The sequence below is a fragment of the Microbacterium sp. KSW4-4 genome (genome assembly GCF_023091185.1).
GTDB lineage: Bacteria > Actinomycetota > Actinomycetes > Actinomycetales > Microbacteriaceae > Microbacterium > Microbacterium paraoxydans.
Map to the genome: position 1 here is coordinate 887111 of NZ_JAHWXJ010000001.1, position 24524 is coordinate 911634.

Consider the following 24524-nt stretch of genomic DNA (forward strand, 5'->3'; position numbering starts at 1 on the left):
GCGAGCGCCTGATGCCGCGCGGCCTCCAGGAAGCCGCGCGGCATCGTGATCAGTCGCGGAGGGCGGCGCCGAAGCGGTCCGCGGCGACGGCGACGCCCGCCATCTTCGCCTCGGAGGCCTCCGCGGCCGTGAGCGTGCGGTCGTCGGCGCGGAAGCGTAGCGCGAACGTCAGCGACTTCGATCCCTCGGGCACACCCTCGCCGCGGTAGTCGTCCACCAGCCGGACGGACTCCAGCAGGGCACCCGCGCCCTCGGCGAGAGCAGCGCGGACCTCGCCTGCCGGTACCTCGGCCGGGAGCGTGAGCGAGACGTCCTGCGTCGCGGCCGGGAACGTGGAGAGCGATGCCGCCACGATGCGTCCTCCGGCGAGCGTGAGCAGCCGGTCGAGGTCCAGCTCCAGCACGGTGGCGCGACCCGGCAGGTCGGCCTCCTCGGCGACGGCGGGATGCAGCTCGCCGACGTAGCCGATCTCCTCGCCGCCGGCGACCAGCGCACCGGTACGTCCGGGGTGGAGCGCGGCGCGCTGCGTCTGCACGACGTCGATCTCGATGCCCGCGGCGGCCCCGATCACGCGGACCGCGTCGAGCGCCTCGACGAGTCCGGCGGCCTCGGCCGCACGCCCCGGCTGACGCGGCGACACGTTGCCGGTCAGCAGCACCGCGACGTGGCGCTCCTGCGGGGGGATGGAGGCGTCGAGCGCGGCGAGCACCTCATCAGACGGCCGGACACCCAGCGGCGGGACCTCGGCGGTGCCGTACTGCACGCCGGGCTCAGGGACGAACACGGCGCCCGTCTCGAACAGCGCCAGATCGGTGAGCCCGCGCGAGATGTTGCGGTGCGCGGTCTGCAGCAGACCGGGGATGAGCGAGCGCCGCAGGAACGGCACCTGCCCGTCGAGCGGGTTCGCGAGGCGGATGCCGGGCAGGTGCTCACCGGACGCGGAGCCGTGCAGATCGTTCTGCGCCTCGGTCGTGAACGGGAACGCCGGGGTCTCGACGAATCCTGCGGCGGCGAGAGCGTTCACCACGCGGCGACGCCCCTGCTGGTGGGCCGTGAGGCCGCGGCCGGACGGCGGCGTCGGCAGCACCGCGGGGATGCGGTCGAGCCCGTGGATGCGGGCGACCTCCTCGGCGAGCGTCCACTTGTCGGTGAGGTCGGGGCGCCAGGTCGGCGGGATGACCGTCCACCCGGAGTCACCCTGGGTCCCTTCGCCGTCCGCCTGGGTCCCTGAGCCTGTCGAAGGGCTGACCTCCGCCCCGATCGTCGTGAGCGCCCCGGTGATCTCGTCGTCGGTGTAGTCGACGCCGATCAGTCCCTGCACGAAACCGCGCGGGAGCTCGATCTCGGCGACGAAGACCTCGGCGAAGAGCGCGCCACCCTCCTCCGTGAGCGTGCCACCGGCGAGCTCGACCATGAGGTCGGCCGCGCGTCGGGCTGCGACGAAGGGGATCAGCGGGTCGACGCCGCGCTCGAAGCGCTTGGACGCCTCGCTCGGGAGCTTGTGCCGGCGGGCCGTGCGGGCGATGGTCGTCGCGTCGAAGGTCGCCGCCTCGATGAGCACGTTCCGCGTGGTGTCGCTCATCTCGGTGGTGCCGCCGCCCATGACACCGGCGAGGCCGATCGGACCGGAATCGTCGGTGATGAGGAGGTCTTCGACGTGCAGCTTCCGCTCCACGCCGTCGAGCGTCGTCATCTTCTCCCCCGGCGTCGCGCGCCGGACGGTGATGCCGCCCGTGAGCTTGTCGAGGTCGTAGCCGTGCAGCGGCTGGCCGAGCTCGAGCATGACGTAGTTCGTGATGTCGATGAGCACGCCCAGCGACCGCATGCCGGCGAGGCTCAGGCGCGCGATCATCCACGGCGGGGTGGGCCGCGACGGATCGACGTCGCGCACGACCCGGGTGACGAACTCGCTCGCGCCGACCTTGCCGCGCACCGGCGCCTGATCGTCCACCACGGCCGTGTGTCCGGAACCGGGCTGCAGCTCGGCGAAGTCGCGCTCGGCGGGGTCGCGGAAGGCCGCCCCCGTGGCGTGGGCGTACTCACGGGCGACGCCGCGCACCGAGAACGCGTAGCCGCGGTCCGGTGTGACGTTGATCTCCACCGCGACGTCGTCGAGGCCGAGGAGCGCGATCGCGTCGGTGCCCACCGGTGCATCGATCCCGAGGTCGCTCAGCACGACGATGCCGTTGTGCTCGTCGCCGAGACCCAGCTCGCGAGCGGAGGCGATCATGCCGTCCGACACGTGACCGTAGGTCTTGCGGGCGGCGATGGGGAACGGCCCGGGAAGGACGGCGCCGGGCAGGGTCACGACGACCTTGTCTCCGACGCCGAAGTTGTGCGCGCCGCAGACGATCCCACGGACGCCGCCGTGCTCGGGACCGACGTCGACCTGGCACCAGTTGATGGTCTTGCCGTTGGACTGGGGCTCCGGCTCGAGCGAGACGACCTCGCCGACGACCACGGGACCCGTGATGTCGAAGCGGTGCACGTCCTCCTCTTCGAAGCCGACGGTCACCAGCGCCGCGAGGACGTCCTCGGGCGTGGCATCCGCTGCCAGATCGACGTACTCACGCAGCCACGAAAGCGGGACGCGCATCACACCACCATCCCGTACTGCTCGCTGAAACGGACATCGCCCTCGGCCATGTCGCGCATGTCCTGCACATCGCTGCGGAACATCAGGCCCCGCTCGATGCCCATGCCGAACGCGAAGCCGCTGTACACCTCGGGGTCGATCCCGGCCGCGCGCAGCACGTTCGGGTTGACCATGCCGCAGCCGCCCCACTCGATCCAGCGCGCGCCGCCCTTGAAGGTCGGGTGCCACAGGTCGAGCTCGGCGGAGGGCTCGGTGAAGGGGAAGTAGTTCGTGCGGAAGCGGGTCTTGGCCTCCGGGCCGAAGAGCTGCTTCGCGAAGTGGTCGAGCGTGCCCTTGAGGTGCGCCATCGTGATGCCCTTGTCGACGACCAGTCCCTCGAACTGCGTGAAGACCGGGAGGTGCGTCGCGTCGAACTCGTCGGTGCGGTACACGCGGCCCGGGCACAGCACGTAGATGGGGACCTCGCGGTTCAGCATCGACCGCACCTGCACCGGGCTCGTGTGCGTGCGCATGACGAGGTGGCGCGAGGTCGGGTCGACGTAGAAGGTGTCCTGCTCCTGACGGGCGGGGTGATCGACGTCGAAGTTCAGGGCGTCGAAGTTGAACCACTCGTGCTCGAGCTCCGGCCCCTCCGCGATCTCCCACCCCATGCCGACGAAGATGTCCTCGACGTGGTCCTGCAGGAGAGCGAGCGGGTGCCGGGCGCCCACGCGCGTCCGCGACGGGACGGCGGTGATGTCGACGCGCTCGGCCTCGAGGCGCGCGGCGACCTCGGCGGCGGCCAGCTCGGCCTCCTTCGCCGCGAGCGCCTGGTTCACACGACCGCGGCCCTGACCGACGAGCTTGCCGAACGCGGCCTTGTTCTCGGGGGCGACCTGGCGCATCGAGGCGTTCAGGACCGCGAGCGGCGATCCCTCCGCGACGTGCGCCGCACGGGCGGCTTTCAGCGCGGCGGTGTCGGCGGCCGCCTCGATCGCCGCGAGGGCGTCGGCGACAGCGGCTTCGACCGCTTCGGGGGTGATTTCCGGAGACTCTGACACGGGAGTCGAGTCTACCGGCGCGGGACGGGCGTCCCGCGCCGGTAGCGGCTCAGAGGCCGGGAGCGCCAGAGCTGTTGGCGTCGAACTTGCCCAGCCCGCGCTGCGCCACGATGAGCGACGTGTTCGTCTCGCCGTCGTGCTGGCGAGGGTCCGCCTCGTCCGGCCCGGCCTTCGCCGAGCGCTTCGCCCGCCGCTGCAGGCGGTAGGCGATGTAGGAGAGCACCAGACAGACGGCGACGTACATCGAGCCGCCGACGATCGCGGCGGGGATCAACGGCGACCCGTAGGGCGCCTGATTGCCGATCTGGTTGATGACGTACAGCAGCTCCTGGTACGTGATGATGAAGCCGAGCGCGGTGTCCTTCAGCGCCACCACGAGCTGCGCGATGATCACGGGCATCATCGCCCGGACGGCCTGCGGGATGAGGATGAAGTACATGACCCCGGTCTTGCGCAGGCCGATCGCGTAGCCAGCCTCCTTCTGTCCGCGCGGCAGCGACTCGATCCCGGCACGGAGTACCTCCGCGAGCACGGAGCCGTTGTAGACGATGAGCGCGATGACCACCGCGTAGTACGGGGGCATCCGGATGCCGATGACCGGGAGGCCGTAGTACAGCAGCATCATGAGGATCAGGACGGGGATCGCCCGCATGATCTCGATGATCCACCGCACCGGTTCGCGCACCCAGGCGTGCTCGGAGAGGCGGCCGATGCCGAGGACGAAACCGAGGACCAGCGAGCCGACACCGGCGACGGCGAAGGCGGAGAGCGTGCTGAGCAGGCCCTCCCCGAACCGCACCCAGACCGCCGAGTAGGTGAAGATGTTCCACTTCTCCGCGGAGAACTGGCCGGTGGCGTACAGGCGCCAGACCACCCAGCCGAGCACGGCGAGGACGACGAGGATCGTGACGGCACCGATGATCCGGTTGCGGGCGACCGCGCGGGGGCCCGGGACGTCAAACAGGACGGAACTCATCGCGCGATCCTCCACTTGTTCTCGAGCACGCGCTGCACCCAGCTCAGGAGCAGCACGAGCACGACGAAGATGACCATCACCCAGAGCAGCACGACGAGGGCGTTCTCGCCCCGCTCGCTGAGTGCCGCCCGGATCGTGCCGAGGTTGACCACCGAGAAGCCGGCGGCCACCGTGGTGTTCTTCATGAGGGCGATCAGCACGCTCATGAGCGGCGGGACCACGGACCGCGTGGCCTGGGGTAGCACGACGAAGCGCATGACCTGGCCGAAGTTGAGGCCGATGGCGCGTGCCGCCTCCGCCTGTCCGACCGGCACCGTGTTGATGCCGGCGCGGATCGCCTCCGCGACGTACGTGGCGGTGTAGATGCCGAGGGCGATCGTGGCCAGCAGCAGGGAGTTGACCCGCTCCCCCAGCAGGATCGGAAGGCAGAACGCGAAGAAGAACATCACCAGCGTGAGCGGGGTGTTTCGGATCCAGTTCACGTACACGGCGCCCACGCCGCGCGCGATCGGGACCGGGGACACGCGGGCCGCTCCGACGATGAGTCCGAGCACCACGGCGATGAGGCCACCGCCGAGGAACAGCGCGATGGTTCCCCACAGCGCTTCACCCCAGAGGTCGAGGTGGTCCGAGATCACTCCCACTGCTGTGCCTTTCGGTTCGTTTCCGCGTCAGATCGACGCCGAGGAGGACGGGGGCGGCCGGTCGGACCGACCGCCCCCGGAGAGATCAACCGACCGGGTCGACCTCGGGCTGCTCGGCCTTCACACCGGAGGCGCCGAGGTTGTTGTCGAAGATCTGCTGCCAGATGTCGCCGCCGTCGGTGAGCTGCGTGTTGAAGTACTCGACGAGTGCGTCGTCGCCCTTCGCCACACCGATGCCGTAGCGCTCCTCGCTGAACGGCTCGCCGACGACCTTGAGGTTGTCGGGGTCCTGCGCCGCGTAGCCGATGAGGATGGCCTCGTCAGTGGTGACCGCGTCGACCTGACCGTTCTTGAGGTCCTCGACGCACTTGGAGTACGTGTCGTACTCCTTCGTCTTCACCTCGGGGTAGTTCTCCTTGATGTTCTGAATCGGCGTCGAACCCGTCGCCGAGCAGACCGTCGTCGAGGAGTCCAGGTCGTCGACGCTCGCGATGTCACTGTCGGCGGCGACGAGGAGGCCCTGGCCGGTGACGAAGTAGGGACCGGCGAAGGCGATCTGCTCCTTGCGCTTGTCCGTGATCGAGTAGGTGCCGACGTAGTAGTCGATGTCACCGTTGACGATGGCCTGCTCGCGGTTCGCGGAGGCGATCGCCTGGAACTCGATCTTCTCGGGGTCGACACCGAGGGATGCCGCCATCCAGCGGGCGATGTCGACGTCGAAGCCGGTGCGCTCGTTCGTCACGGGGTCGAGGTAGCCGAGACCGGGCTGGTCCTCCTTGACGCCCACCTTGACGGTGCCCGACGAGGAGATGCGGTCGAACGTGGGGCTCCCCTCGATCGTGACGTCCTCCTCGACGGTCCAGGGCGTGCTGCTCGAGGCGTCGCCCTCGTCGCTGCCCGAGGTGCCGGTGCTCGACGGCGTGCCGCTGTTGCAGGCCGTGAGCGCGAGCAGCGCCACCGTGGCGATCCCGAATCCGGCCAGTGTCCGTGTACGTCGCATGTGCGTCTCCTTCATGTGCTGTGCTGTGGGTGCGGGGTCTGGGGAAGTCAGTGCGTGAGGAGCTTCGAGAGGAAGTCCTTCGCGCGGTCGCTCTTCGGGTTCGTGAAGAACTCCTCGGGCGTGGCCTCCTCGACGATGCGGCCGTCCGCCATGAAGACGACCCGGTCGGCCGCCTTGCGCGCGAAGCCCATCTCGTGGGTGACGACGATCATCGTCATGCCCTCCTGGGCGAGCTCGACCATGACGTCAAGGACCTCGTTGATCATCTCCGGGTCGAGCGCGCTCGTCGGCTCGTCGAAGAGCATGACCTTCGGCTGCATGGCCAGGGCCCGCGCGATCGCGACGCGCTGCTGCTGGCCGCCGGAGAGCTGCGCGGGGAGCTTGTTCGCCTGCTGCGCGACGCCGACGCGCTTGAGGAGCATCATGGCCTCCGCCTCGGCGTCGGACTTCTTGAGTCCGCGGACCTTGATCGGGCCGAGCGTCACGTTCTCGAGGATCGTGAGGTGCGCGAAGAGGTTGAAAGACTGGAAGACCATGCCGACGTCGGCCCGCAGGTGCGCGAGAGCCTTGCCCTCCGCGGGCAGCTCCTTGCCGTCGATGCGGATCGAGCCGCTGGTGATGGTCTCCAGGCGGTTGATCGTGCGGCAGAGCGTCGACTTGCCCGAGCCGGAGGGGCCGATCACGACGACGACCTCCCCCGCGTTGACGGTGAGGTCGATGTCGCTGAGCGCCTGGAACTCGCCGTAGTGCTTCTGGACGTTCTCGACGACGACGAGCGGGGTTTCAGAGGTCATCATTTCTCCAAACTAGCCACGCGATGCGCGCGGTTCCAGGCACCACGGTGAGGTTTACACGTTCGTAATCACCTGATCGCGGCGCCAATGCATCCTCGCAGGGGCACCCCACGGCCCGCCCCCTCGGGCCGCGGGATCGCCCTGCTGCCACGCTCCCAGCGACAGCAGGCAGCAGGTGTCCGATCGTGTGCGATCGACCTCACCCTGGCAGAGCCCGCGCACGGCTGTCAGGGATCTTGAGGATTTCTTGAGGGGGCGCCGGTCACCGGCGCAGATCGCGGTAGTACTGCTCCGCGCCGGGGTGCAGGGGCACCGGCCCGGTGAAGATCGCCGACCGGCGGTCCAGCAGCGCCGCCGCCGGCACGTCGGCCGCGAGCGCGGTACGCGCCGCGAACAGGCCCGCGACGAGATCGTGCACCACGCCGGGCGGGGTGCTGCCGGCGGTGACGAGGTAGTTCGGCACCGCCAACGTCGTCACCGAGGCATCGAGGCCGTAGGTGCCTGCAGGCACGTCGGCGGGCCGATACGCGTGGGAGTACCGCTCGTTGACCGCGTTCACCCAGTCCTGCTCGACCGGGAGCAGGCGCACGTCGATGGTGCCCGCGAGGTCCGCGATGCCAGGTGTCGGCAGCCCGCCCACCCAGAAGAAGCCGTCGATCTCGCCCCGCTCCATCGCGGCGATCGACCCGCCGAGGTCGAGCTGCGGGTCGTCGACCGCCTCGGCCGCGACGCCGGCCGCGTGGAGCACGCGCGTGGCGATCACGTTCACGCCCGAGTTCTCCGCGCCGAGGGAGATCGTCCGTCCGGCGAGGTCCGCGAGGTCTTCGACGGCCGAGTCGTCCCGCACGACGATCTGCAGGTACTCGTCGTAGAGGCGGGCGACCGCCTGCACATCCAGCGGCTCGGCGAAGGCGCCCGTCCCCGCCACGGCATCGGCGGCCGCATCGCCCTGCGCGAAGCCGAGGAGGGCCTCCCCCGCGCTCACGCGCAACAGGTTGTCCACCGATCCCGCCGTCACCTCCGCCGTGAGGTCGACGTCGAGCTCACGCGACAGCTCTGTCGCGAGGTGGCTGCCGTAGTCGTGGTACACACCGGTGGGGCTGCCCGCGGCGAGCACGGCGACGGTCTGCGTCCAGTCCTCGGAACGCGGACTGCACGCGCTCAACGCGACCGCCGCCACGAGCGCGAGCATCCCGGCGACGACACGCCGCCCCCGCCCGCTCACGCTGCCGCCTCCGCGGGGAGGACGAGGGCTACGAGGAGCCCGCCGCCGTCGGCGCCGCGCACCCGCAGCTCGCCCCCGACCGTCGCCAGGAGGTCGGTCGCGATCGCCAGCCCCAGACCGGTTCCCGGCATGTCGCCGCTGTCCGCGCTCCGCCAGAAGCGGTCCGCCGCCGACGACGCATCCTCCGGTGACAGCCCGGGACCGTGGTCGCGCACGGTGAGCTGGCATTCGTCGCCCGCGCGCTGCGCACCGACCTCGATGGACGAGCCCTCCGGCGAGTACTTCACCGCGTTGTCGATCGCGGCGTCGAGCGCGCTCTCCACGATGGTGCGGTCGGTGATCGTCATGACCGACGACTCCCCCGTCCGGCGCAGCACGATGGCCCGCTGCGCCGCCACCTCCTGCCAGGCCTCGACCCGGCGGCCGGCGACGGCGGCGAGATCGACCGCCGACATCGTGGAGTCGGTGCGACCGCCGCGGGCGAGTCCGAGGAGGGTCTCCAAGATGCGGGTCATCCGCCGGCCCTCTTCCCTGGTCTCCTCCACGTCGTGGTCCCACTCGCGTCCCAACCCCGTCGCGAGGTGCTCGACGCGCAGCAACAGCGCGTTGAGCGGATTCCGCAGCTCGTGCGAGGCGTTCAGCGCGAACTCCTGCTGTCTCGTCATGACGCGCTCGATCTCATCGGCCATGCCGTTGAACACCCGCGTCATTCGCCGCAGCTCGGGCGGGCCGGTGCCTTCGGCCACCCGGGCGTCCATCTCCCCCCGCTCGATCGCCGCCATCGCCTCGTCGAGACGGCGCACCGGCGAGAGCACCCAGCGCGCGAGCCCCGCGACCAAGAGGATGCCGAGCGCGCTGAGCAGCACGACGATGAGTGCGAGCACGAGCGTCTGCCGCAGGATGACGGTCTGCGGGGTGTCCGTGCCGCCCCTGACGAGCACCGCACCGATCACATCGCCGTCGTCGAACACGGGTTCCACCAGCGCCGCATCGGACACGACCCACGGGGAGGACGTCGGTTGCTCGGCGCGGCGACCGGAGAGCGCCAGCCGCACCCGCTGCGCATCCTCCTCCGCCAGCACCGCGTCTCCGTGGTCACCGGCCGCCCAGGGGCTGCCGGTGAGATCGAACACGGTCACCTCGATTCCGTAGACCTCCTGGAATCGACGGACCTCGGCGTCCATCACCGCCGGACTCCCGGAGCGCAGCGCCTGTCGGGCGCTCGTCGCGAAGTACCCGAGGTCGCCGAGCTGCTCGGCATAGAACGACTGCTGGACGCTGCGTGCCGCGCTCCACCCGGTCACGCCGCCGAGTGCGACGAGCACGATGATCAACGGCACGAGGAAGACGACGGTCAGGCGGCGGCGCACGCGTCAGGCCCCCGCGAGCCGGTAGCCGACGCCGCGCACGGTCTCGATGAACGCGCGATCGCCGCTCTTCTTCCGGATGGCCGCCACGTGCACCTCGAGGGAGTGGCCGAAGCCACGCCAATCGGTGTTCCAGACCTCGCGGATGAGGCGCTCCTTCGGCACCGCGACACCCGGATACCGCGCGAGCACGCCCACGATGTCGAACTCCTTGCGGGTGAGCGCCAGCGGCACCCCGCCGACCTGCACCTCCCGCGCGACGAGGTCGATCTGCACCGCGCCGCCTTGCAGCAGCACGCGGGTGTCCGGCTCCGTCCGCAGCGGCCGCGATCGTCGGGTGACCGCCTCGATCCGCGCCAGGAGCTCGTGCACGTCGTAGGGCTTCACCACGAAGTCGTCGGCACCGGCGCGCAGTCCCTTGATGCGCTCGGCGACCTGGTTACGCGCGGTGACGATGACGATCGGCACGTCGGAGCGCCCGCGGATGCGGCGGCAGAGGTCGATGCCGTCGACATCCGGCAGCCCGAGGTCGAGCAGCACCACCTCGGTGTCGGCATCGAGGTGCTCCAGCGCCGCGGCCCCGTCGGCCGCATGCAAGGTGGCATAGCCCGAGCGCGCGAGGAAGGCCTGCAAGGCCCCCGCCACCCGCTCGTCGTCCTCGACGATCAGTATCCGCATCCCGCGTCCCGTTCTTCGCCGGGTCAGCCGGTGGAGGCCGCGCGTTGGGCGAACGCGCTCTCATACAGGCAGACACTCGCCGCGGTGGCCAGGTTGAGCGATTCGGCGCGCCCGAAGATCGGCAACCGGAGGACACGGTCGGCCTGCGTCAGCGCCTCATCCTCGAGCCCACGCGCCTCGTTGCCGAACAGCCAGGCGGTCGGCTCGCCCAGCACGCCGTCGGCGCGTGCCGCGAGGAGGTCGTCCCCCTTCACGTCCGCCGCGAGGATCTGCAGGCCCGCACCGTGTGCCCGTCGGACGACCTCGTCGAGCTCACCGCCCACCGAGACCGGAAGGTGGAAGAGCGAGCCGGTCGTCGCCCGCACCACCTTGGGGTTGTACGGATCGACCGTGCGACCGGTGAGCACGACGGCATCGGCGCCGGCGGCGTCGGCGGCCCGGATGATGGTGCCGAGGTTGCCAGGGTCGCGCACCTCCTCGCAGATCGCGACGAGACGCGGTGCCGCATCGAAGATGTCCCGCACCGAGGTCGGCGTCTGACGGACGACCGCGACGAGCCCCTGCGGGGTCACCGTGTCGGCCATCGCGTGGAGGACGTCCTCGCTCACGTACTCGACGTCGACGTCCGCCTCCGCGGCGGCGGCGCGGATGTCCGCGTGCTTCTCCCAGCCGTGCGGGGTCGCGAAGAGCTCGACGATCGCTTCGGGGCGGTACGTCAGGGCCTCGCGGACGGACTGCGGACCTTCCAGCAGGAAAAGACCGGTCTCGGTGCGGGCGCTGCGCTTGGTCAGCTTGGCGACGGCACGGACTCGGGGGGAACGGGGGTTCTCCAGCACGAACTCAGTCTACGGTCAGCCCGACACCGCCCGGATACGCGGAACGGGCGCCTTCCCGGAGGAAGACGCCCGTTCGGAAGCGAGATGCTTACGCCGCGGACTTCGGCGCGTTGACGTCGGAGGGCAGAGCCTTCTTCGCCGTCTCGACCAGCGTCGTGAACGTCGCGGCGTCGTTCACCGCGAGGTCGGCGAGCATGCGACGGTCGACCGTGACACCCGCGAGGCCCAGACCCTGGATGAAGCGGTTGTACGTCATGCCGTTCTGGCGGGCCGCAGCGTTGATGCGCTGGATCCACAGACGACGGAAGTCGCCCTTGCGCTTGCGACGGTCCCGGTACGAGTAGACCAGGGAGTGGATGACCTGCTCCTTGGCCTTCCGGTAGAGGCGCGAACGCTGACCGCGGTAGCCGGAGGCGCGCTCGAGGATGACCCGACGCTTCTTGTGGGCGTTGACCGCCCGCTTGACTCTTGCCATTTTCCTGTGTTCCTATCCTGCGATCGGGCGCGTCAGCGACCGAGAAGCTTCTTCGCGACCTTGAAGTCCGCCTTCGCGAGCACCTGGTCCTGGTTCAGACGACGGGTGCGACGGCTCGACTTGTGCTCGAGGTTGTGGCGCATCCCGGCCTGCTGCTTCTTCAGCTTGCCGCTGCCGGTGATCTTGAAGCGCTTCTTAGCACCCGAGTGGGTCTTCTGCTTCGGCATCTTCTCTTCCTTCGTATGGCGCCTTCTCAGGCGACGGTGTCAACCCGCGGTGCGGGAGTTCTGGGGGCGGACCTACTCCGCCTTGGCGTCCGCGGAGGCGTCCGCGTCGTTCTTCGCCTCGCGCGCGGCCTGCTTGTTCGCGGCGCGCACGGCGTTCTGCTCCTGCTTCGCCTCGGACTTGCTCTTGTGCGGCGCGACGACCATCACCATGTTGCGGCCGTCGATGGTCGGGTTGGACTCGACCGTGCCGAACTCGGCGACGTCCTCGGCGAACTTGCGCAGCAGACGGACACCCTGCTCCGGGCGAGACTGCTCTCGACCGCGGAAGAGGATCATGGCCTTGACCTTGTCGCCGGCCTTGAGGAAGCCCTCGGCGCGCTTGAGCTTCGTCGTGTAGTCGTGCGCCTCGATCTTCAGACGGAAGCGGACTTCCTTGAGGATCGTGTTCGCCTGGTTGCGACGCGCTTCCTTTTCCTTCTGCGCGGCCTCGTACTTGAACTTGCCGTAGTCCATGATCTTGACGACGGGCGGCTTCGAGTTCGGGGCGACCTCGACGAGGTCGAGATCGGCTTCCTGGGCGAGACGCAGCGCTGCCTCGATGCGGACAACGCCGATCTGCTCACCCGCGGGGCCGACGAGGCGGACCTCGGGGACGCGGATGCGCTCATTGGTACGGGGATCGCTGATGCGGAGCTCCTTAGACGATGTGATTCGGCCACCGTGATGCGGTCTGCATCCCGGGCGAAATCGAAGTCGTCCCCCCACCCGCCGGCGTTCAGATACCGGCTTCGCACCCTGTCTACCGGCCCTCTCGTGACGAGCGGAGCCGGCGGAGCGCAAGACCCGGTAGCCTGGAACGGCAAGCGCGGGTGGGAAGTGAATCCTCTTTCGTTCCGGAGCATGACGCTCCGGAGCCCGCCAAAGTCTAACAGAAAGCAAGGCGAAGTGACGAACCAGGCATCGGACGAGGCGGCCCGCGAGCGCGAGGAGCGATGGGCTCGGCAGGAGGAGGCAGCCTCCTCGGCCGTCCGTGACATCGCCGACGTCCCCGCCGTCGAGGTGATCACGACCGCCGCCGTGCACCTCATGAGCGCCGCGGCCGTGAAGCTCGGCCTGGCGGACGACCCCGAAGCCGCGGCCCAGCTCGACCTCGATGAGGCACGGAAGCTCATCAACGCCCTGGCAGGGCTCATCACCGCCGGCGCCCCTGAGATCAGCGACATGCACGCCCGCTCGTTGCGCGACGGCCTCCGGTCGCTGCAGCTCGCCTTCCGCGAGGCCTCGACCATCCCCGACCCGATCGGCAAGGGCCCGGGCGAGAAGTGGACCGGTCCCGTCACCTGATCCGGCCGAAGCTCCGCCTCAGATGCTGCGGCGGAGCTTGACCGTCAGCGAGTCGGCGAGGACGGCGATGCGGTCGTCCGCGGCCCAGCGCTGAGCGAGTCGTCCGAGCACGGCATCCAGGACCTCGCGCTCCAAGCCGTCGACGAGCTCCAGCACGACGATGAGCTCGGGTCCGCGGAGCCGGGCGTCCGGGTCTCCCGGCGCGACCGCGACGTCGATCACGGCGAGCTCGTGGGCGATGCTCTCCCGAAGGGCGGTGACGACCTCGGGAGAGAGGAAGCTCGGCTCCCACGCGTGTCCCTGCGCCACGGCCCAGACGGCGGGGCGGCGGATCACGAACTCGGTGTCGGACGTGGGGTCCAGCACGATGAGATCGGTGTCCTCCGACGACGCGGCCAGGGCCGCGCGGACGGCCTCGACCGGGATGGGGCGTGCCGACGGATCCCAGCGCTGCATCGTCTCGACCGACGAGAACACTGGCTGGACGCGGCGCCCGTCCGGGGCGGCCACGGTGACGATCGAGAGCTCCTGCGTCTTGTCCACCGCGAGACCGCTGGGCGCCACCCCCTCCTCGCCCTTCTCCGCGATCAGGGGCACGAGGACCCGGGCGGAGCGGAACGCGTCGACGACCTCGGCCTGGCTCCCCTCGCCCGCACGGAAGCGGTGCAGCGCCGCGAGGAGAGCCGGGTCCGCCGAGCCGTCGTCCGCCGCATGCGGGTTCGACTCGAAGCTGCGGCCCTCCCAGGGGACGCCGGCGGAATCGGCCCGGTTGTGCGACTCGGGGCCGCAGGCGTGGGGGTCAGTCTCCGGCGACATCCAGGGCCTCCGCGAGCGTGAAGGCGCCCGCGTACAGAGCCTTGCCGACGATGGCCCCCTCGACGCCCAGGGGCACGAGGTCGCGCAGCGCGGCGATGTCGTCGAGGTTCGAGATGCCGCCGGACGCGACGACCGGCTTCGGCGTGCGCGAGGTCACCTCGCGCAGGAGCTCGAGGTTCGGACCGCGCAGCGTGCCGTCCTTGGTCACATCGGTGACGACGTAGCGGCTGCAGCCGGCGTCCTCGAGGCGCTCGAGCACCTCCCAGAGGTCGCCGCCCTCCTTCGTCCAGCCCCGCGCGGCGAGCGTCGTGCCACGGACGTCGAGGCCGACGGCGATCGCCTCCCCGAACCGGCTGATCACGTCGGCCGCCCACTCCGGGTTCTCCAGCGCGGCGGTGCCGAGGTTGATGCGCGCGGCACCGCTCTCCAGCGCGGCTTCCAGGCTCGCGTCGTCCCGGATGCCGCCGGAGAGCTCGACATTGACGTTCTTGAACTGCTTGATGACCTTGCGCAGGATCGGCGCGTTGCTCCCGCGACCGAACGCCGCGTCCAGATCGACGAGGTGGATCCAGGAGGCTCCCTGCGAGACCCACTCCCCTGCCGCGTCGAGCGGGTCGCCGTAGCTCGTCTCGGTCCCGGCCTCCCCCTGGGTGAGACGGACCGCCTTGCCGCCGGCGACGTCGACCGCGGGAAGGAGCGTGAGCGAGGGGGACTGCGCGAAGTCGTTCATGGGGTCCTTGGTTCGGGTGGGTCTGCGGCCCGAGCGGGCACGAGAGACGAGGGTAGTCCGCCGCGGGGCGCGGGACAAACCGCGTGACGCCGGGCGCCGACGCGGCTCGGGGTCAGAGGCTCTGCACCCAGTTCCGGAGCAGCCGGATGCCGGCGTCCCCGGACTTCTCCGGGTGGAACTGCGTCGCCGAGAGCGGGCCGTTCTCGACGGCCGCGAGGAAGGGGCCGCCGTACTCCGCCCAGGTCAGCACGGGCTGCGGGAACGGCGGGATCACGTCGAGCTCCCAGGACTGCGCCGCATAGGAGTGCACGAAGTAGAAGCGCTCCTGCTCGATCCCGCGGAACAGGACGGTGTCCTTCCCCGGCTCGACGGTGTTCCAGCCCATGTGCGGCAGCACGGGCGCGTTGAGTTCCGTCACGGCGCCCGGCCACTCGCCGAGGCCCGCGGTGTCGTGCCCCCGCTCGACGCCGTGCTCGAAGAGCACCTGCATGCCGACGCAGATGCCGAGCACCGGTCGGCCGCCCGCGAGACGACGGCCGATGATCTCGTCGCCGCCGTGGGCGTGCAGAGCGTCCCGCACCGCCTGGAAGGCCCCGACACCGGGCACGACGAACCCGTCCGCCTCGAGCGCCTCGGCGCGGTCGCGCGTGAGGACGGCGTCGGCTCCCGCGGCGACGAGGGCCTTGACCGCGGAGTGGACGTTGCCGGACTCGTAGTCGAAGACGGCGACCCGGGGCGCGGCGCTCACAAGGCTCCCTTGGTGGACGGGATGCCGTCGACGAGGGGATCCAGCGCCTTCGCCTGACGGAACGCCCGCGCGAATGCCTTGAACTCGGCCTCGGCGATGTGGTGCGGGTCGCGCCCGCCCAGCACCCGGACGTGCACGGTCAGCGCGGCGTTGAAGGTGATGGCCTCGAAGACGTGCCGCACGAGTGATCCCGTGAAGTGCCCGCCGATCAGGTGGTGCTCGAAGCCGGCCGGCTCCCCCTCGTGCACGAGGTAGGGGCGACCGGAGATGTCGACGACGGCCTGCGCCAGGGCCTCGTCCAGCGGGACGAGGGCGTCGCCGTACCGGGAGATGCCGGACTTGTCTCCGAGGGCTGCCAGGATCGCCTGGCCGAGCACGATCGAGACGTCCTCCACGGTGTGGTGGGCGTCGATGTGGGTGTCCCCGGAGGCCCGCACGGTGAGATCCGTCAGCGAGTGCTTGGCGAACGCCGTGAGCATGTGGTCGAAGAACGGCACCGAGGTGTCGATGCGGCTCGCACCGGTGCCGTCGAGGTTCAGCTCGACCTCGACGGTGGACTCCGACGTGCTGCGCACGCGGCTCGCGGTGCGTGCGGTGGGCGCGGGGATGGTCATGATGCCGATCCTATCGAGGCCAGGGCGTCCAGGAACGCCGTCGTCTCCGCCTCGGTGCCGGCGCTGACGCGCAGGTGGCCGGGGATGCCGACGTCGCGGACGAGCACCCCGCGGTCGTACAGCTGCTGCCACGTCGCCCGCGGATCCGCGACGCCGCCGAACAGCACGAAGTTGGACCACGAGAGGTGCGGGGTGTATCCGAGGGCTTCGAGCGTCGCCGTGATGCGGTCACGCTGCTCCACGATCTCCTGCACCATGCCGAGCATGACGTCGGCGTTGCGGAGGGCGGCGACCGCGGCGGCCTGCGTCAGAGCGCTCAGGTGGTACGGCAGTCGCACGAGCCGGAGCGCGTCGATGAACGCCGGATCGGCCGCGAGGTAGCCGACGCGGGCACCGGCGAAGGCAAAGGCCTTGCTCATGGTGCGGGAGACGGCGAGCCGCGGCCGTCCTTCCAGGAGGGTGAGGGCCGACGCCGCATCCCGTGGCGCGAACTCCTGGTAAGCCTCGTCGACGATCACGACGCCGCGGGCCGCCTCGTAGACGGCCTCCACCACGTCGAGCCCCAGCGGGGTGCCGGTCGGGTTGTTCGGCGAGCAGAGGATCACGATGTCGGGGTCGGCCGCGCGCACCTGCTCCGCCGCCTCCTCCGGGGTGACCGTGTAGTCGGGCTGACGGGTGCCGGCGATCCAGGACGCACCGGTCCCCTTCGCGATGAGCGGGTACATCGAGTACGTGGGGCCGAAGCCGAAGGCCGTGCGCCCCGGTCCGCCGAAGGCCTGGAAGATGTGCTGCAGCACCTCGTTGGATCCGTTGCCCGCCCAGATCTGCTCCGACGTGAGGCCGTGCCCCAGGTAGTCGGCGAACGCCTCCCGCAGCGTGGTGAACTCACGGTCCGGGTACCGGTTCACGTCTCGGATCGCCACCGCGATGTCGTCGAGGATGTCGCTGGCGACCTCGTCGGGAACAGGATGCGTGTTCTCGTTGACGTTGAGGGCGACCGGCAGCGGGGCCTGAGGTGCGCCGTACGGGGTGAGTCCGCGCAGATCGTCGCGGAGCGGGAGATCGTTGAGGGAGAAGGTCACCCTTCCCATCTTAAGAGGAGCACGGAGGGCCGAGGTCATCGTGACGATCGGATCGTCAGGGATCGGAGGCAGGACCTCGGACTCCGCGTCAGTCGGTGTACCGTGCCGGGAGCGCGAGCTCCTGGCCGACCTGGAGCTCACCGCCGCGCAGGAGGTTCATCCGGCTGATCTCGCCGATGACATCCCGCGGGTCGGCGGCGGGAGCGATGCTGCTCGCGATCGACCAGAGCGTGTCACCGGGCATGACCGTGACGGTCTCGACGGAGACGGCCGGTGCGTCTACACCGGAGGCGATCGCGCTGCCCCCACCGATGGCGGCGAAGGCGATACCCGCAGCGAGCGGGACGGAGGCGAGCGCGAGCAGGGTGCGGCGGCCGCGGGCCGTGATCCGCAGCCGGGTGGCCGGACGGGCCGATGCCGGAAGGGCGGTCGCGGTGCTGAGGCTCATGCTGCTCATGTCTGCTCCTTACTGTCCCGGCGCCGGAGCCCGGGGAGGTTGGCGTAGCTTTCGCATCCGCGCCTCGGCCGGGAGCCGTGGATGCGAAGCTACGTTCCGAAGATATCTTCGAGTTCGAACATCTGTCAAGCTTTCTTCGAAACCATGCCCCGCGAATCGCCCGACACGCTCGAACAGATCTTCCAGATCGGCACGTTTCTCGGATACGGTTTCGATAAGGACACCCCACCACGGGCCACCGACATTCGAAGCGGCACGTCGGATCACGCAGTGAAGGAGCACCATGAGCGACACCTCAGCCCTCGAGTCCGAGGCGCCGCGCACCCGTCGTCGCAAGAACCTCAGCCCGAAGCAGATGGCGATCCTCGAGGTCATCCAGGCCTCGATCGCACAGAACGGCTATCCGCCGAGCATGCGCGAGATCGGCGACGCCGTCGGGCTCAAGTCGCTGTCCAGCGTCACCCACCAGCTCGGCCAGCTCGAGCTCAGCGGCTACCTGCGGCGCGACCCGGGCAAGACTCGCGCGATGGAGGTCCTCATCGACCTCCCCGGTACCGGCGCGGAGAACCCGGCGGATGTGGTGACTCCTGTCGGCGATGCTGCACTCGTGCCGCTGGTCGGGCGGATCGCCGCGGGCGTGCCGATCACGGCGGACCAGCAGGTCGAAGAGATCTTCCCGCTCCCCCGGCAGCTCGTCGGCAAGGGCGACCTCTTCATGCTCAAGGTGTCCGGGGAGTCGATGATCGACGCCGCCATCTGCGACGGCGACTGGGTCGTCGTGCGCTCGCAGAACACGGCGGAGAACGGCGAGATCGTGGCCGCCATGCTCGACGGCGAGGCGACCGTCAAGGTGCTCCGGCGTCGCGACGGCCACACGTGGCTGCTCCCCCGCAACTCCGCGTTCGAGCCGATCCTGGGCGACGAGGCGGTCGTGCTCGGCAAGGTCGTCGCGGTCATGCGCGCCGTCTGAGGCACCGCATCGTCGGTGAGACGAGAACGATGGCCCTCCCGGTCGCACCGGGAGGGCCTTCGTGTGTCCGGGGACGACCGCGTCAGGCGGTGACCACCACGTCTTCGCGCACGCGCCGCGTGGCCTCGACGATGTTCCGCAGCGACGCCGTGGTCTCGGCGTAGCCGCGGGTCTTCAGACCGCAGTCCGGGTTCACCCAGAGCTGACGGAGAGGGATCTCCTCCACCGCACGCCGCAGCAGGGACTCGACCTCCTCCACGGTGGGCACGCGCGGCGAGTGGATGTCGTACACGCCGGGGCCGATGCCGTGGTCGAAGCCCACCTCGGCGATGTCCGCGACGACCTCCATGCGGCTCCGGGCCGCCTCGATGGACGTGACGTCCGCGTCGAGCGCACGGATCGCGTCGATCACCACGCCGAACTCCGAGTAACAGAGGTGGGTGTGCACCTGGGTCGCCGCCGCAGCCCCGCCCGTGGCCAGACGGAACGAGGCGACAGACCAGTCGAGGTACGCCGGCTGGTCGGCCTGCTTCAACGGGAGCAGCTCCCGGAGCGCCGGCTCGTCGACCTGGATCACCTGGATGCCCGCGGCCTCCAGATCGGCGATCTCATCGCGCAGCGCCAGCGCCACCTGGTTCGCCGTCTCCCTCAGCGGCTGGTCGTCGCGGACGAAGGACCACGCGAGGATCGTGACGGGGCCCGTGAGCATCCCCTTCATGTGCTTCGCCGTGAGCGACTGGGCGTACGCCGACCAAGCGACCGTGATGGGCGCGGGACGCGAGACATCGCCCCAGAGGATCGATGGACGCGTCGCTCGCGAGCCGTACGACTGCACCCAGCCGTGCTGCGTGACCGCGAAGCCGTCGAGGTGCTCAGCGAAGTACTGCACCATGTCGTTGCGCTCCGGCTCGCCGTGCACGAGGACGTCGAGACCGAGGTCCTCCTGCAGGGAGACGACCGCGGCGACCTCACGGCGCAGGAACTCCTCGTAGTCGTCCTCGGGGATCTCGCCGCGGAGGAACTGCGCGCGGGCGCGGCGGATGTCGCCGGTCTGCGGGAAGGAGCCGATCGTCGTCAGGGGCAGCGCCGGCAGGCCGAGGGCGTTCTGCGCCTCCTCCCGCTCCTGGTACGGGGCCCGGGCGAAGTCGGCGTCGCTCAGCGCGCGAGAACGCACCGCACCGTCGCGCACACCGGGAGCGGTCAGGCGGTCCTGCAGCGCAGCGGTCGCCGCGTCCAGCTCGGCCGCGATCGCCGTGCGCCCTTCGGACAGGCCGCGGGCGAGGGTGACGACCTGCTGCACCTTCTGATCCGCGAAGGCGAGCCAGGACACCAGGCGCGCGTCCAGCGCCGTCTCGTCCTCCACGTCGTGCGGCACGTGCAGCAGCGAGGTCGAAGTCGAGGCCGACACCGGGACCCCGAGCGCGCGGAGCGCCTGCAGAGAGTCGAACGCTGCGGAGAGGTCGCCACGCCAGATGTTGTGACCGTCGATCACACCGCCGACGAGGGTCTTGCCCTCGAGGCCCGGCACCGCGTCGGGCACGGTGCCGCGCACGAGATCCACGGCGATGGCCTCGACGGGGGCGGCGGCCACGGTCGCGAACGTCGCGCCGAGGCTCGCGTACGGGGCCGCGACGAGGATCGAGGGACGCTCTTCGGCGTTCCCGAGCACCGCGAGCGCGCGCTCCGCGGCGGAGGCGAGCTGCGCGGTGGTGGCCGGCAGGGACTCGCTCACGAGGGCGGGCTCGTCGAGCTGCACCCACTCGGCGCCCGCGGCGCGCAGACGGGCGAGCAGGTCGACATAGACCGGCAGGACGTCATCCAGCCGCGAGAGCGGCTCGAAGCCCTCCGGCGCGTCGTCGGAGGCCTTCGCGAGCGCCAGCAGCGTGACCGGCCCGACGACCACGGGACGCGTGACGAAGCCGGCGGCGACCGCCTCGGCGACCTCGCGCACCAGGCGGTCGCTGGCGAGGGAGAACACCGTCTCCGGACCGATCTCCGGAACGAGGTAGTGGTAGTTCGAGTCGAACCACTTCGTCATCTCCAGCGGCGCCCGCTCGCCCTCACCGCGGGCGACGGTGAACAGGGCGGAGAGGCCGATCGACCCGTCGGCCTCGCGGAGGTCGTCGAAGCGGGCGGGGATCGCGCCGACCGTGACGGCGGCGTCGAGGACCTGGTCGTAGAAGGAGAAGGACTCGGGGATGGACGAGTCCGCGCGGCCGAGGCCGAGCCCCGCCAGGCGCTCGCGGGTCGTCGCGCGCAACTCCGCGGCCGTCCGCTCCAGCTCCTGCTCGTCGATGCGCCCGGCCCAGAACGCCTCGACGGCCTTCTTGAGCTCGCGGCGACGGCCGATGCGGGGGTAGCCGAGGATGGTGCCCTCGGGGAATGCGGTCATGGTGTTTCCTTTCGGCGGGGACTAATGCCGGAGCGCCGGGACGATGCCGGCTTCGGCGAGGACGGTCAGGACGGTCTCGTGCTGGTTGAACGCGTACAGATGCACGCCGGGGGCCCCGCCCGCGACGACGTCGGCGGCGAGGCGCGCGGCCCAGGAGATCCCGATCTCCCGGCGCCCTTCGGCGGTCGGCTCGACATCGAGGGCGATCGAGAGCTCGCTGGGCAGGTCCTCCCCGGTCAGCTCCAGCACCCGGGCCAGCCGGGTCGGCGACGTGATCGGCATGATGCCGGGGAGGATCGGGATGGTGACACCTCCGGCGCGGGCGCGCTCCACGAAGGCGAGGTAGTCATCGGGGTGGAAGAAGAGCTGCGTGATGGCGAAGGTCGCGCCCGCGGCCTGCTTGGCGAGCAGCGCCTCGACATCCTGCGTGCGGTGCGTGGCCCGGGGGTGCCCCTTCGGGAAGGCGGCGACCGCGATGTCGACCTTCTGCCGGGGGGCCACGAGCGCGGCTCCGGGGAGACCGGGGACCGGAGACTCCTGATACGGCGCGCGTTCGGCCTGGACGCGATCGATGAGCTGCACGAGCTGGGCGGCGCTCTCCAGGTCGCCCAGGAAGGGCTCGCTCTGTCCCGCGGGCGGATCTCCGCGCAGGGCGAGGAAGCGGAGGATCCCGGCGTCGAGGAACTCCCGGATGAGCGCGGTGGCTCCGGCGTAGGTGTTGCCGACGCACGTGAGATGAGCGAGGGGTTCGACGTCGGTGTGCTCGCGGATGAAGCGCAGCACATCGAGCGAGCGGCCACCGGTCGAGCCGCCGGCGCCGTAGGTCACCGACAGGAACTCCGGGCCGGCCGCGGCGAGGCGACGGACCGTCTCGTGCAGGGCCTCCTGGCTCGACTCCGAGCGCGGCGGGTAGAGCTCGAACGAGAACGGCACGCGGGAGGCGCGAGCGGTGTCGAACGTGGAAGACATCTTCTCTCCAGGGGACAGGGGCCGGGGTCCGCGCACGACGAAGAGCACGTCGTTCGCGGGCGGGTGCCGGGCTCGGCTGTCGCTCCACGCCCGGGATGGACCGGGCGTTTCCAGAAACCTAGAACACGGCCTCGGCCCGCCGCACGAGTGTGACGTCGTGTGTCACCGCCCATAGGCTCGAGGCATGTCCTCACCGTTCGGTTCCTGGTCCTCCCCCTTCACCGCCGCAGCCGTCGCAGGAGCGGCGCCGCGCATCGACGGGGCCCGCTTCGTCGGCGACGAGGTGTGGTGGGCCGAGTCCGTGCCCGCGGAAGGCGGAAGGGTGACGATCCGCAGCTCGACGGGCACGGAGATCCTCCCGGCCCCCTGGAACGCCCGCTCCCGCGTGCACGAGTACGGGGGCGGCGCCTGGACCGTCGATGGCGACACCCTGTACTTCGTCTCCGGCGCCGACCAGCGCGTGCACCGGATGGATCGAGATGCCGAGCCGAGTCCCCTCACCGCCGCCGGCCCTTCGTACGGCGGACTGCGCGTGCAGAGCGGCCGGCTGTTGGCGGTCAGGGAAGACCTCTCGGCCGACCCGCACCGCCGCGCGATCGTGGAGATCCCCGTGGACGGCTCAGCCGCCGAGGACGCCTCCGCGATCCGGGTGGTCGTCGAGGGTCCCGGCTTCTTCGCCCACCCCGCGCTCTCGCCCGACGGCAGCCGCGTCGCCTGGGTCGAGTGGCAGGCGGACAGCATGCCCTGGGAGAGCGCCACGCTCGCGATCGGATCGGCGGCCGGCGGGACGATCACCCGGGTCCCCACCTCCGCCGCCCTGCAGCCGGAATGGACCGGCGACGACGCCCTCGTGTTCGCCGATGACGCCTCGGGACGCTGGCAGCTCCAGCATCTCGCGCTCGACGGCCTGCAGCCCGGCGCCTCCCACCCGCTGACCTCGTCCGACGCGGACACCGGCTACGGCCTGTGGGTGCTCGGCAACCGCTGGTTCCAGCCGCTGGCGGACGGCCGCGTCGTGGCCGTGCGCACCGACGGCCGCGACGAGGTGCAGCTCGTGTCCCCGGACGGCGAGACGCGCGCGATCACGGTCCCGGGCGACGGGCATCTCAGTGTGGATGACGTCTCGGGCTCGCGCGTCCTGCTCAGCGGCGACGGCTCGCGCGTGACCTCCGGCATCTGGTGCGTCGACGTGGACAGCGGGGCCGTCGAGACCGTCACCGGCGGCGCTCCGGTCGATGAGGAGTGGATGCCGGCGGCCCAGCAGCTCGTCGTGGAAGGTGCGCACGGCCCCGTGCACGCTTTCGCCTATCCGCCCGCCGCGCCCGGAGAGCCCCGCGGCACCGACGGCGAGCTCCCGCCCTACATCGTGCTCGTGCACGGCGGGCCGACCGCCCACGTCACGGGAGCGGCCTCCGCCTCGGTCGCGTTCTTCACGAGCCGGGGAATCGGGGTGCTCGACGTGAACTACGGCGGGTCCACCGGTTACGGCCGGGCGTACCGCGACCGCCTGCAGGGGCAGTGGGGCGTCGTCGACGTGGACGACGTGATCGCTGCCGGCCGCGGGCTCGCCGACGCCGGGCTCGCCGACCCCGCGCGCATCGCCATCCGCGGCGGCTCGGCCGGCGGCTGGACGGTGCTCTCGGCGCTCGTGCGCGGCGGGACGTTCGCCGCCGGCATCAGCCGCTACGGCGTCGCGGATCTGCGGATGCTCGCCGCCGAGACCCATGACTTCGAAGCCTCGTACCTCGACGGCCTCGTCGGTCCGCTCCCCGCTGCCGAGCACGTGTACATCGAGCGCTCACCGCTGACGCACGCCGACCGCATCGACGTGCCGGTGCTGCTGCTGCAGGGCGGGGAGGACCGCGTCGTGCCGCCGTCCCAGTCCGAGGCCATCCGCGACGCCCTGGCGGCGAACGGCATCGACCACGAGTACGTGCTGTACCCGGGCGAGGGGCATGGATTCCGCAGTGCGGAGACGATCGTCGACGCGCTGGAACGCGAGCTCGCGTTCCTCGGCCGGGTGTTCGGCTTCACGCCGAGCCTCTGACCTCGGCGGGCTACTCCCCCACCCGGTTGCGCAGCCGCATCGCGCGCTCGGCCTCGCGGGTGTCCTGGCGTTCGCGGAGGGTCTGGCGCTTGTCGTACTCGCGCTTGCCCTTCGCGAGGGCGATCTCGACCTTGGCGCGGCCGTCCGAGAAGTACAGCTTGAGCGGGATCAGCGTGTATCCGCCTGCGGAGACGGCGTGGGCGAGCTTCGCGATCTCCTCCCGGTGCAGGAGGAGCTTGCGGATGCGCTTGGCCGAGTGGTTCGTCCAGTGCCCCTGCGAGTACTCCGGGATGTGCACGGCGTCGAGGAAGACCTCGTTGCCCTTCACGAACGCATACCCGTCGCTGAGGTTCGCGCGTCCCTGACGGAGCGACTTCACCTCAGTGCCCGTGAGCACCATGCCCGCCTCGTACGACTTCTCGATGTTGTAGTCGTGACGCGCGCGACGATTGGTCGCGATGACCTTCTCCCCGCGTTCCCTGGGCATGATGATCTCC

At 70.6% G+C, this 24524-nt stretch carries 25 protein-coding genes; 3 read left to right on the top strand and 22 right to left on the bottom strand.

Going from position 1 to position 24524, the window contains the following annotated elements; genetic code table 11:
- Positions 1 to 49: 49 nt before the first annotated feature.
- From pheT to infC, 13 genes are all read right to left on the bottom strand, one after another.
- A complete protein-coding gene (pheT, locus tag KZC57_RS04410; RefSeq protein WP_247641127.1) occupies positions 50 to 2596 on the bottom strand; it encodes a phenylalanine--tRNA ligase subunit beta in 2547 nt (848 codons plus the stop codon).
- Entirely contained in the window at positions 2596 to 3636 is a 1041-nt protein-coding gene (gene pheS, locus KZC57_RS04415) for a phenylalanine--tRNA ligase subunit alpha (RefSeq protein ID WP_083370885.1), read from the bottom strand. Before pheS ends, pheT begins: the two co-directional genes overlap by 1 nt.
- Before the next feature lie 49 nt (positions 3637 to 3685).
- On the bottom strand, positions 3686 to 4612 hold the full coding sequence (locus KZC57_RS04420) for an amino acid ABC transporter permease (protein WP_247641128.1): 927 nt from the start codon (positions 4610 to 4612) through the stop codon (positions 3686 to 3688).
- Positions 4609 to 5256 (bottom strand): amino acid ABC transporter permease, encoded by a 648-nt coding sequence (locus tag KZC57_RS04425; RefSeq protein ID WP_062636670.1) that lies wholly within the window; start codon positions 5254 to 5256, stop codon positions 4609 to 4611. Before KZC57_RS04425 ends, KZC57_RS04420 begins: the two co-directional genes overlap by 4 nt.
- Positions 5257 to 5341: 85 nt before the next feature.
- A complete protein-coding gene (locus KZC57_RS04430) occupies positions 5342 to 6256 on the bottom strand; it encodes a glutamate ABC transporter substrate-binding protein (RefSeq protein WP_085603544.1) in 915 nt (304 codons plus the stop codon).
- Positions 6257 to 6303: 47 nt separating this feature from the next.
- Positions 6304 to 7050, bottom strand: a complete 747-nt coding sequence (locus tag KZC57_RS04435) for an amino acid ABC transporter ATP-binding protein (protein ID WP_060922536.1) — start codon at positions 7048 to 7050, stop codon at positions 6304 to 6306.
- A 262-nt stretch (positions 7051 to 7312) separates the two neighbouring features.
- Entirely contained in the window at positions 7313 to 8275 is a 963-nt protein-coding gene (locus tag KZC57_RS04440) for a TAXI family TRAP transporter solute-binding subunit (RefSeq protein WP_247641129.1), read from the bottom strand.
- The gene (locus KZC57_RS04445; protein ID WP_247641130.1) at positions 8272 to 9645 is read right to left on the bottom strand and encodes a HAMP domain-containing sensor histidine kinase; all 1374 of its coding nucleotides are present in this window, start codon (positions 9643 to 9645) and stop codon (positions 8272 to 8274) included. Before KZC57_RS04445 ends, KZC57_RS04440 begins: the two co-directional genes overlap by 4 nt.
- A 3-nt stretch (positions 9646 to 9648) precedes the next feature.
- Complete coding sequence (locus KZC57_RS04450) at positions 9649 to 10320, bottom strand: response regulator transcription factor (RefSeq protein ID WP_247641131.1); 672 nt, start codon at positions 10318 to 10320, stop codon at positions 9649 to 9651.
- 23 nt (positions 10321 to 10343) lie between these two features.
- Complete coding sequence (locus KZC57_RS04455) at positions 10344 to 11156, bottom strand: RNA methyltransferase (RefSeq protein ID WP_247641132.1); 813 nt, start codon at positions 11154 to 11156, stop codon at positions 10344 to 10346.
- A gap of 88 nt (positions 11157 to 11244) precedes the next feature.
- On the bottom strand, positions 11245 to 11631 hold the full coding sequence (gene rplT / locus KZC57_RS04460; RefSeq protein ID WP_017202428.1) for a 50S ribosomal protein L20: 387 nt from the start codon (positions 11629 to 11631) through the stop codon (positions 11245 to 11247).
- 32 nt (positions 11632 to 11663) lie between these two features.
- Positions 11664 to 11858, bottom strand: a complete 195-nt coding sequence (gene rpmI, locus KZC57_RS04465; RefSeq protein ID WP_025105280.1) for a 50S ribosomal protein L35 — start codon at positions 11856 to 11858, stop codon at positions 11664 to 11666.
- Positions 11859 to 11930: 72 nt separating this feature from the next.
- Positions 11931 to 12545 carry a translation initiation factor IF-3 gene (gene infC, locus KZC57_RS04470; RefSeq protein ID WP_105950149.1) on the bottom strand — a complete coding sequence of 205 codons (615 nt, stop codon included), beginning with the start codon at positions 12543 to 12545 and terminating at the stop codon, positions 11931 to 11933.
- A gap of 258 nt (positions 12546 to 12803) precedes the next feature.
- On the opposite strand from infC, the gene KZC57_RS04475 reads away from it, so the two are divergent.
- Positions 12804 to 13202: a DUF1844 domain-containing protein gene (locus KZC57_RS04475; RefSeq protein WP_060922526.1), complete on the top strand. Its 399-nt coding sequence runs from the start codon at positions 12804 to 12806 to the stop codon at positions 13200 to 13202.
- An 18-nt stretch (positions 13203 to 13220) separates the two neighbouring features.
- On the opposite strand, the gene KZC57_RS04480 is transcribed toward KZC57_RS04475, so the two are convergent.
- From KZC57_RS04480 to KZC57_RS04505, 6 genes are all read right to left on the bottom strand, one after another.
- Entirely contained in the window at positions 13221 to 14018 is a 798-nt protein-coding gene (locus KZC57_RS04480; protein WP_060922525.1) for an SseB family protein, read from the bottom strand.
- Entirely contained in the window at positions 14002 to 14748 is a 747-nt protein-coding gene (priA, locus tag KZC57_RS04485) for a bifunctional 1-(5-phosphoribosyl)-5-((5-phosphoribosylamino)methylideneamino)imidazole-4-carboxamide isomerase/phosphoribosylanthranilate isomerase PriA (protein ID WP_025105284.1), read from the bottom strand. Before priA ends, KZC57_RS04480 begins: the two co-directional genes overlap by 17 nt.
- Before the next feature lie 112 nt (positions 14749 to 14860).
- Positions 14861 to 15496 carry an imidazole glycerol phosphate synthase subunit HisH gene (gene hisH, locus KZC57_RS04490; RefSeq protein WP_060922524.1) on the bottom strand — a complete coding sequence of 212 codons (636 nt, stop codon included), beginning with the start codon at positions 15494 to 15496 and terminating at the stop codon, positions 14861 to 14863.
- Positions 15493 to 16110, bottom strand: coding sequence for an imidazoleglycerol-phosphate dehydratase HisB (gene hisB, locus KZC57_RS04495; RefSeq protein WP_060922523.1), 618 nt, complete (start codon positions 16108 to 16110; stop codon positions 15493 to 15495). Before hisB ends, hisH begins: the two co-directional genes overlap by 4 nt.
- Positions 16107 to 17201, bottom strand: a complete 1095-nt coding sequence (locus KZC57_RS04500; RefSeq protein WP_276550883.1) for a histidinol-phosphate transaminase — start codon at positions 17199 to 17201, stop codon at positions 16107 to 16109. Before KZC57_RS04500 ends, hisB begins: the two co-directional genes overlap by 4 nt.
- Positions 17202 to 17280: 79 nt before the next feature.
- Positions 17281 to 17649, bottom strand: coding sequence for a LysM peptidoglycan-binding domain-containing protein (locus KZC57_RS04505; RefSeq protein ID WP_082750078.1), 369 nt, complete (start codon positions 17647 to 17649; stop codon positions 17281 to 17283).
- A gap of 283 nt (positions 17650 to 17932) precedes the next feature.
- Between KZC57_RS04505 and lexA the strand changes: the two genes are divergently transcribed.
- Positions 17933 to 18619, top strand: a complete 687-nt coding sequence (gene lexA / locus KZC57_RS04510) for a transcriptional repressor LexA (protein ID WP_060922521.1) — start codon at positions 17933 to 17935, stop codon at positions 18617 to 18619.
- Positions 18620 to 18701: 82 nt separating this feature from the next.
- Here lexA and metE read toward each other — a convergent pair whose 3' ends face one another.
- Entirely contained in the window at positions 18702 to 21011 is a 2310-nt protein-coding gene (gene metE, locus KZC57_RS04515; protein WP_247641134.1) for a 5-methyltetrahydropteroyltriglutamate--homocysteine S-methyltransferase, read from the bottom strand.
- Between the two features lie 21 nt (positions 21012 to 21032).
- The gene (locus KZC57_RS04520) at positions 21033 to 21980 is read right to left on the bottom strand and encodes a methylenetetrahydrofolate reductase (RefSeq protein WP_105950152.1); all 948 of its coding nucleotides are present in this window, start codon (positions 21978 to 21980) and stop codon (positions 21033 to 21035) included.
- A 184-nt stretch (positions 21981 to 22164) separates the two neighbouring features.
- On the opposite strand from KZC57_RS04520, the gene KZC57_RS04525 reads away from it, so the two are divergent.
- Positions 22165 to 24027 carry a prolyl oligopeptidase family serine peptidase gene (locus KZC57_RS04525; protein ID WP_247641135.1) on the top strand — a complete coding sequence of 621 codons (1863 nt, stop codon included), beginning with the start codon at positions 22165 to 22167 and terminating at the stop codon, positions 24025 to 24027.
- A gap of 10 nt (positions 24028 to 24037) precedes the next feature.
- Here KZC57_RS04525 and smpB read toward each other — a convergent pair whose 3' ends face one another.
- A complete protein-coding gene (gene smpB / locus KZC57_RS04530) occupies positions 24038 to 24514 on the bottom strand; it encodes an SsrA-binding protein SmpB (protein WP_050722832.1) in 477 nt (158 codons plus the stop codon).
- Positions 24515 to 24524 lie beyond the last annotated feature (10 nt).

Coding starts and splice junctions, on each gene's coding strand:
- pheT (WP_247641127.1), bottom strand. CDS start 2,596: ATGCGCGTCCCGCTTTCGTGGCTGCGTGAGTACGTCGATCTGGCAGCG.
- KZC57_RS04420 (WP_247641128.1), bottom strand. CDS start 4,612: ATGAGTTCCGTCCTGTTTGACGTCCCGGGCCCCCGCGCGGTCGCCCGC.
- KZC57_RS04430 (WP_085603544.1), bottom strand. CDS start 6,256: ATGCGACGTACACGGACACTGGCCGGATTCGGGATCGCCACGGTGGCG.
- KZC57_RS04435 (WP_060922536.1), bottom strand. CDS start 7,050: ATGACCTCTGAAACCCCGCTCGTCGTCGTCGAGAACGTCCAGAAGCAC.
- KZC57_RS04450 (WP_247641131.1), bottom strand. CDS start 10,320: ATGCGGATACTGATCGTCGAGGACGACGAGCGGGTGGCGGGGGCCTTG.
- rplT (WP_017202428.1), bottom strand. CDS start 11,631: ATGGCAAGAGTCAAGCGGGCGGTCAACGCCCACAAGAAGCGTCGGGTC.
- rpmI (WP_025105280.1), bottom strand. CDS start 11,858: ATGCCGAAGCAGAAGACCCACTCGGGTGCTAAGAAGCGCTTCAAGATC.
- KZC57_RS04480 (WP_060922525.1), bottom strand. CDS start 14,018: ATGTCGCCGGAGACTGACCCCCACGCCTGCGGCCCCGAGTCGCACAAC.
- priA (WP_025105284.1), bottom strand. CDS start 14,748: ATGAACGACTTCGCGCAGTCCCCCTCGCTCACGCTCCTTCCCGCGGTC.
- hisB (WP_060922523.1), bottom strand. CDS start 16,110: ATGACCATCCCCGCGCCCACCGCACGCACCGCGAGCCGCGTGCGCAGC.
- KZC57_RS04500 (WP_276550883.1), bottom strand. CDS start 17,201: ATGGGAAGGGTGACCTTCTCCCTCAACGATCTCCCGCTCCGCGACGAT.
- KZC57_RS04505 (WP_082750078.1), bottom strand. CDS start 17,649: ATGAGCAGCATGAGCCTCAGCACCGCGACCGCCCTTCCGGCATCGGCC.
- lexA (WP_060922521.1), top strand. CDS start 17,933: ATGAGCGACACCTCAGCCCTCGAGTCCGAGGCGCCGCGCACCCGTCGT.
- metE (WP_247641134.1), bottom strand. CDS start 21,011: ATGACCGCATTCCCCGAGGGCACCATCCTCGGCTACCCCCGCATCGGC.
- KZC57_RS04520 (WP_105950152.1), bottom strand. CDS start 21,980: ATGTCTTCCACGTTCGACACCGCTCGCGCCTCCCGCGTGCCGTTCTCG.
- KZC57_RS04525 (WP_247641135.1), top strand. CDS start 22,165: ATGTCCTCACCGTTCGGTTCCTGGTCCTCCCCCTTCACCGCCGCAGCC.
- smpB (WP_050722832.1), bottom strand. CDS start 24,514: ATGCCCAGGGAACGCGGGGAGAAGGTCATCGCGACCAATCGTCGCGCG.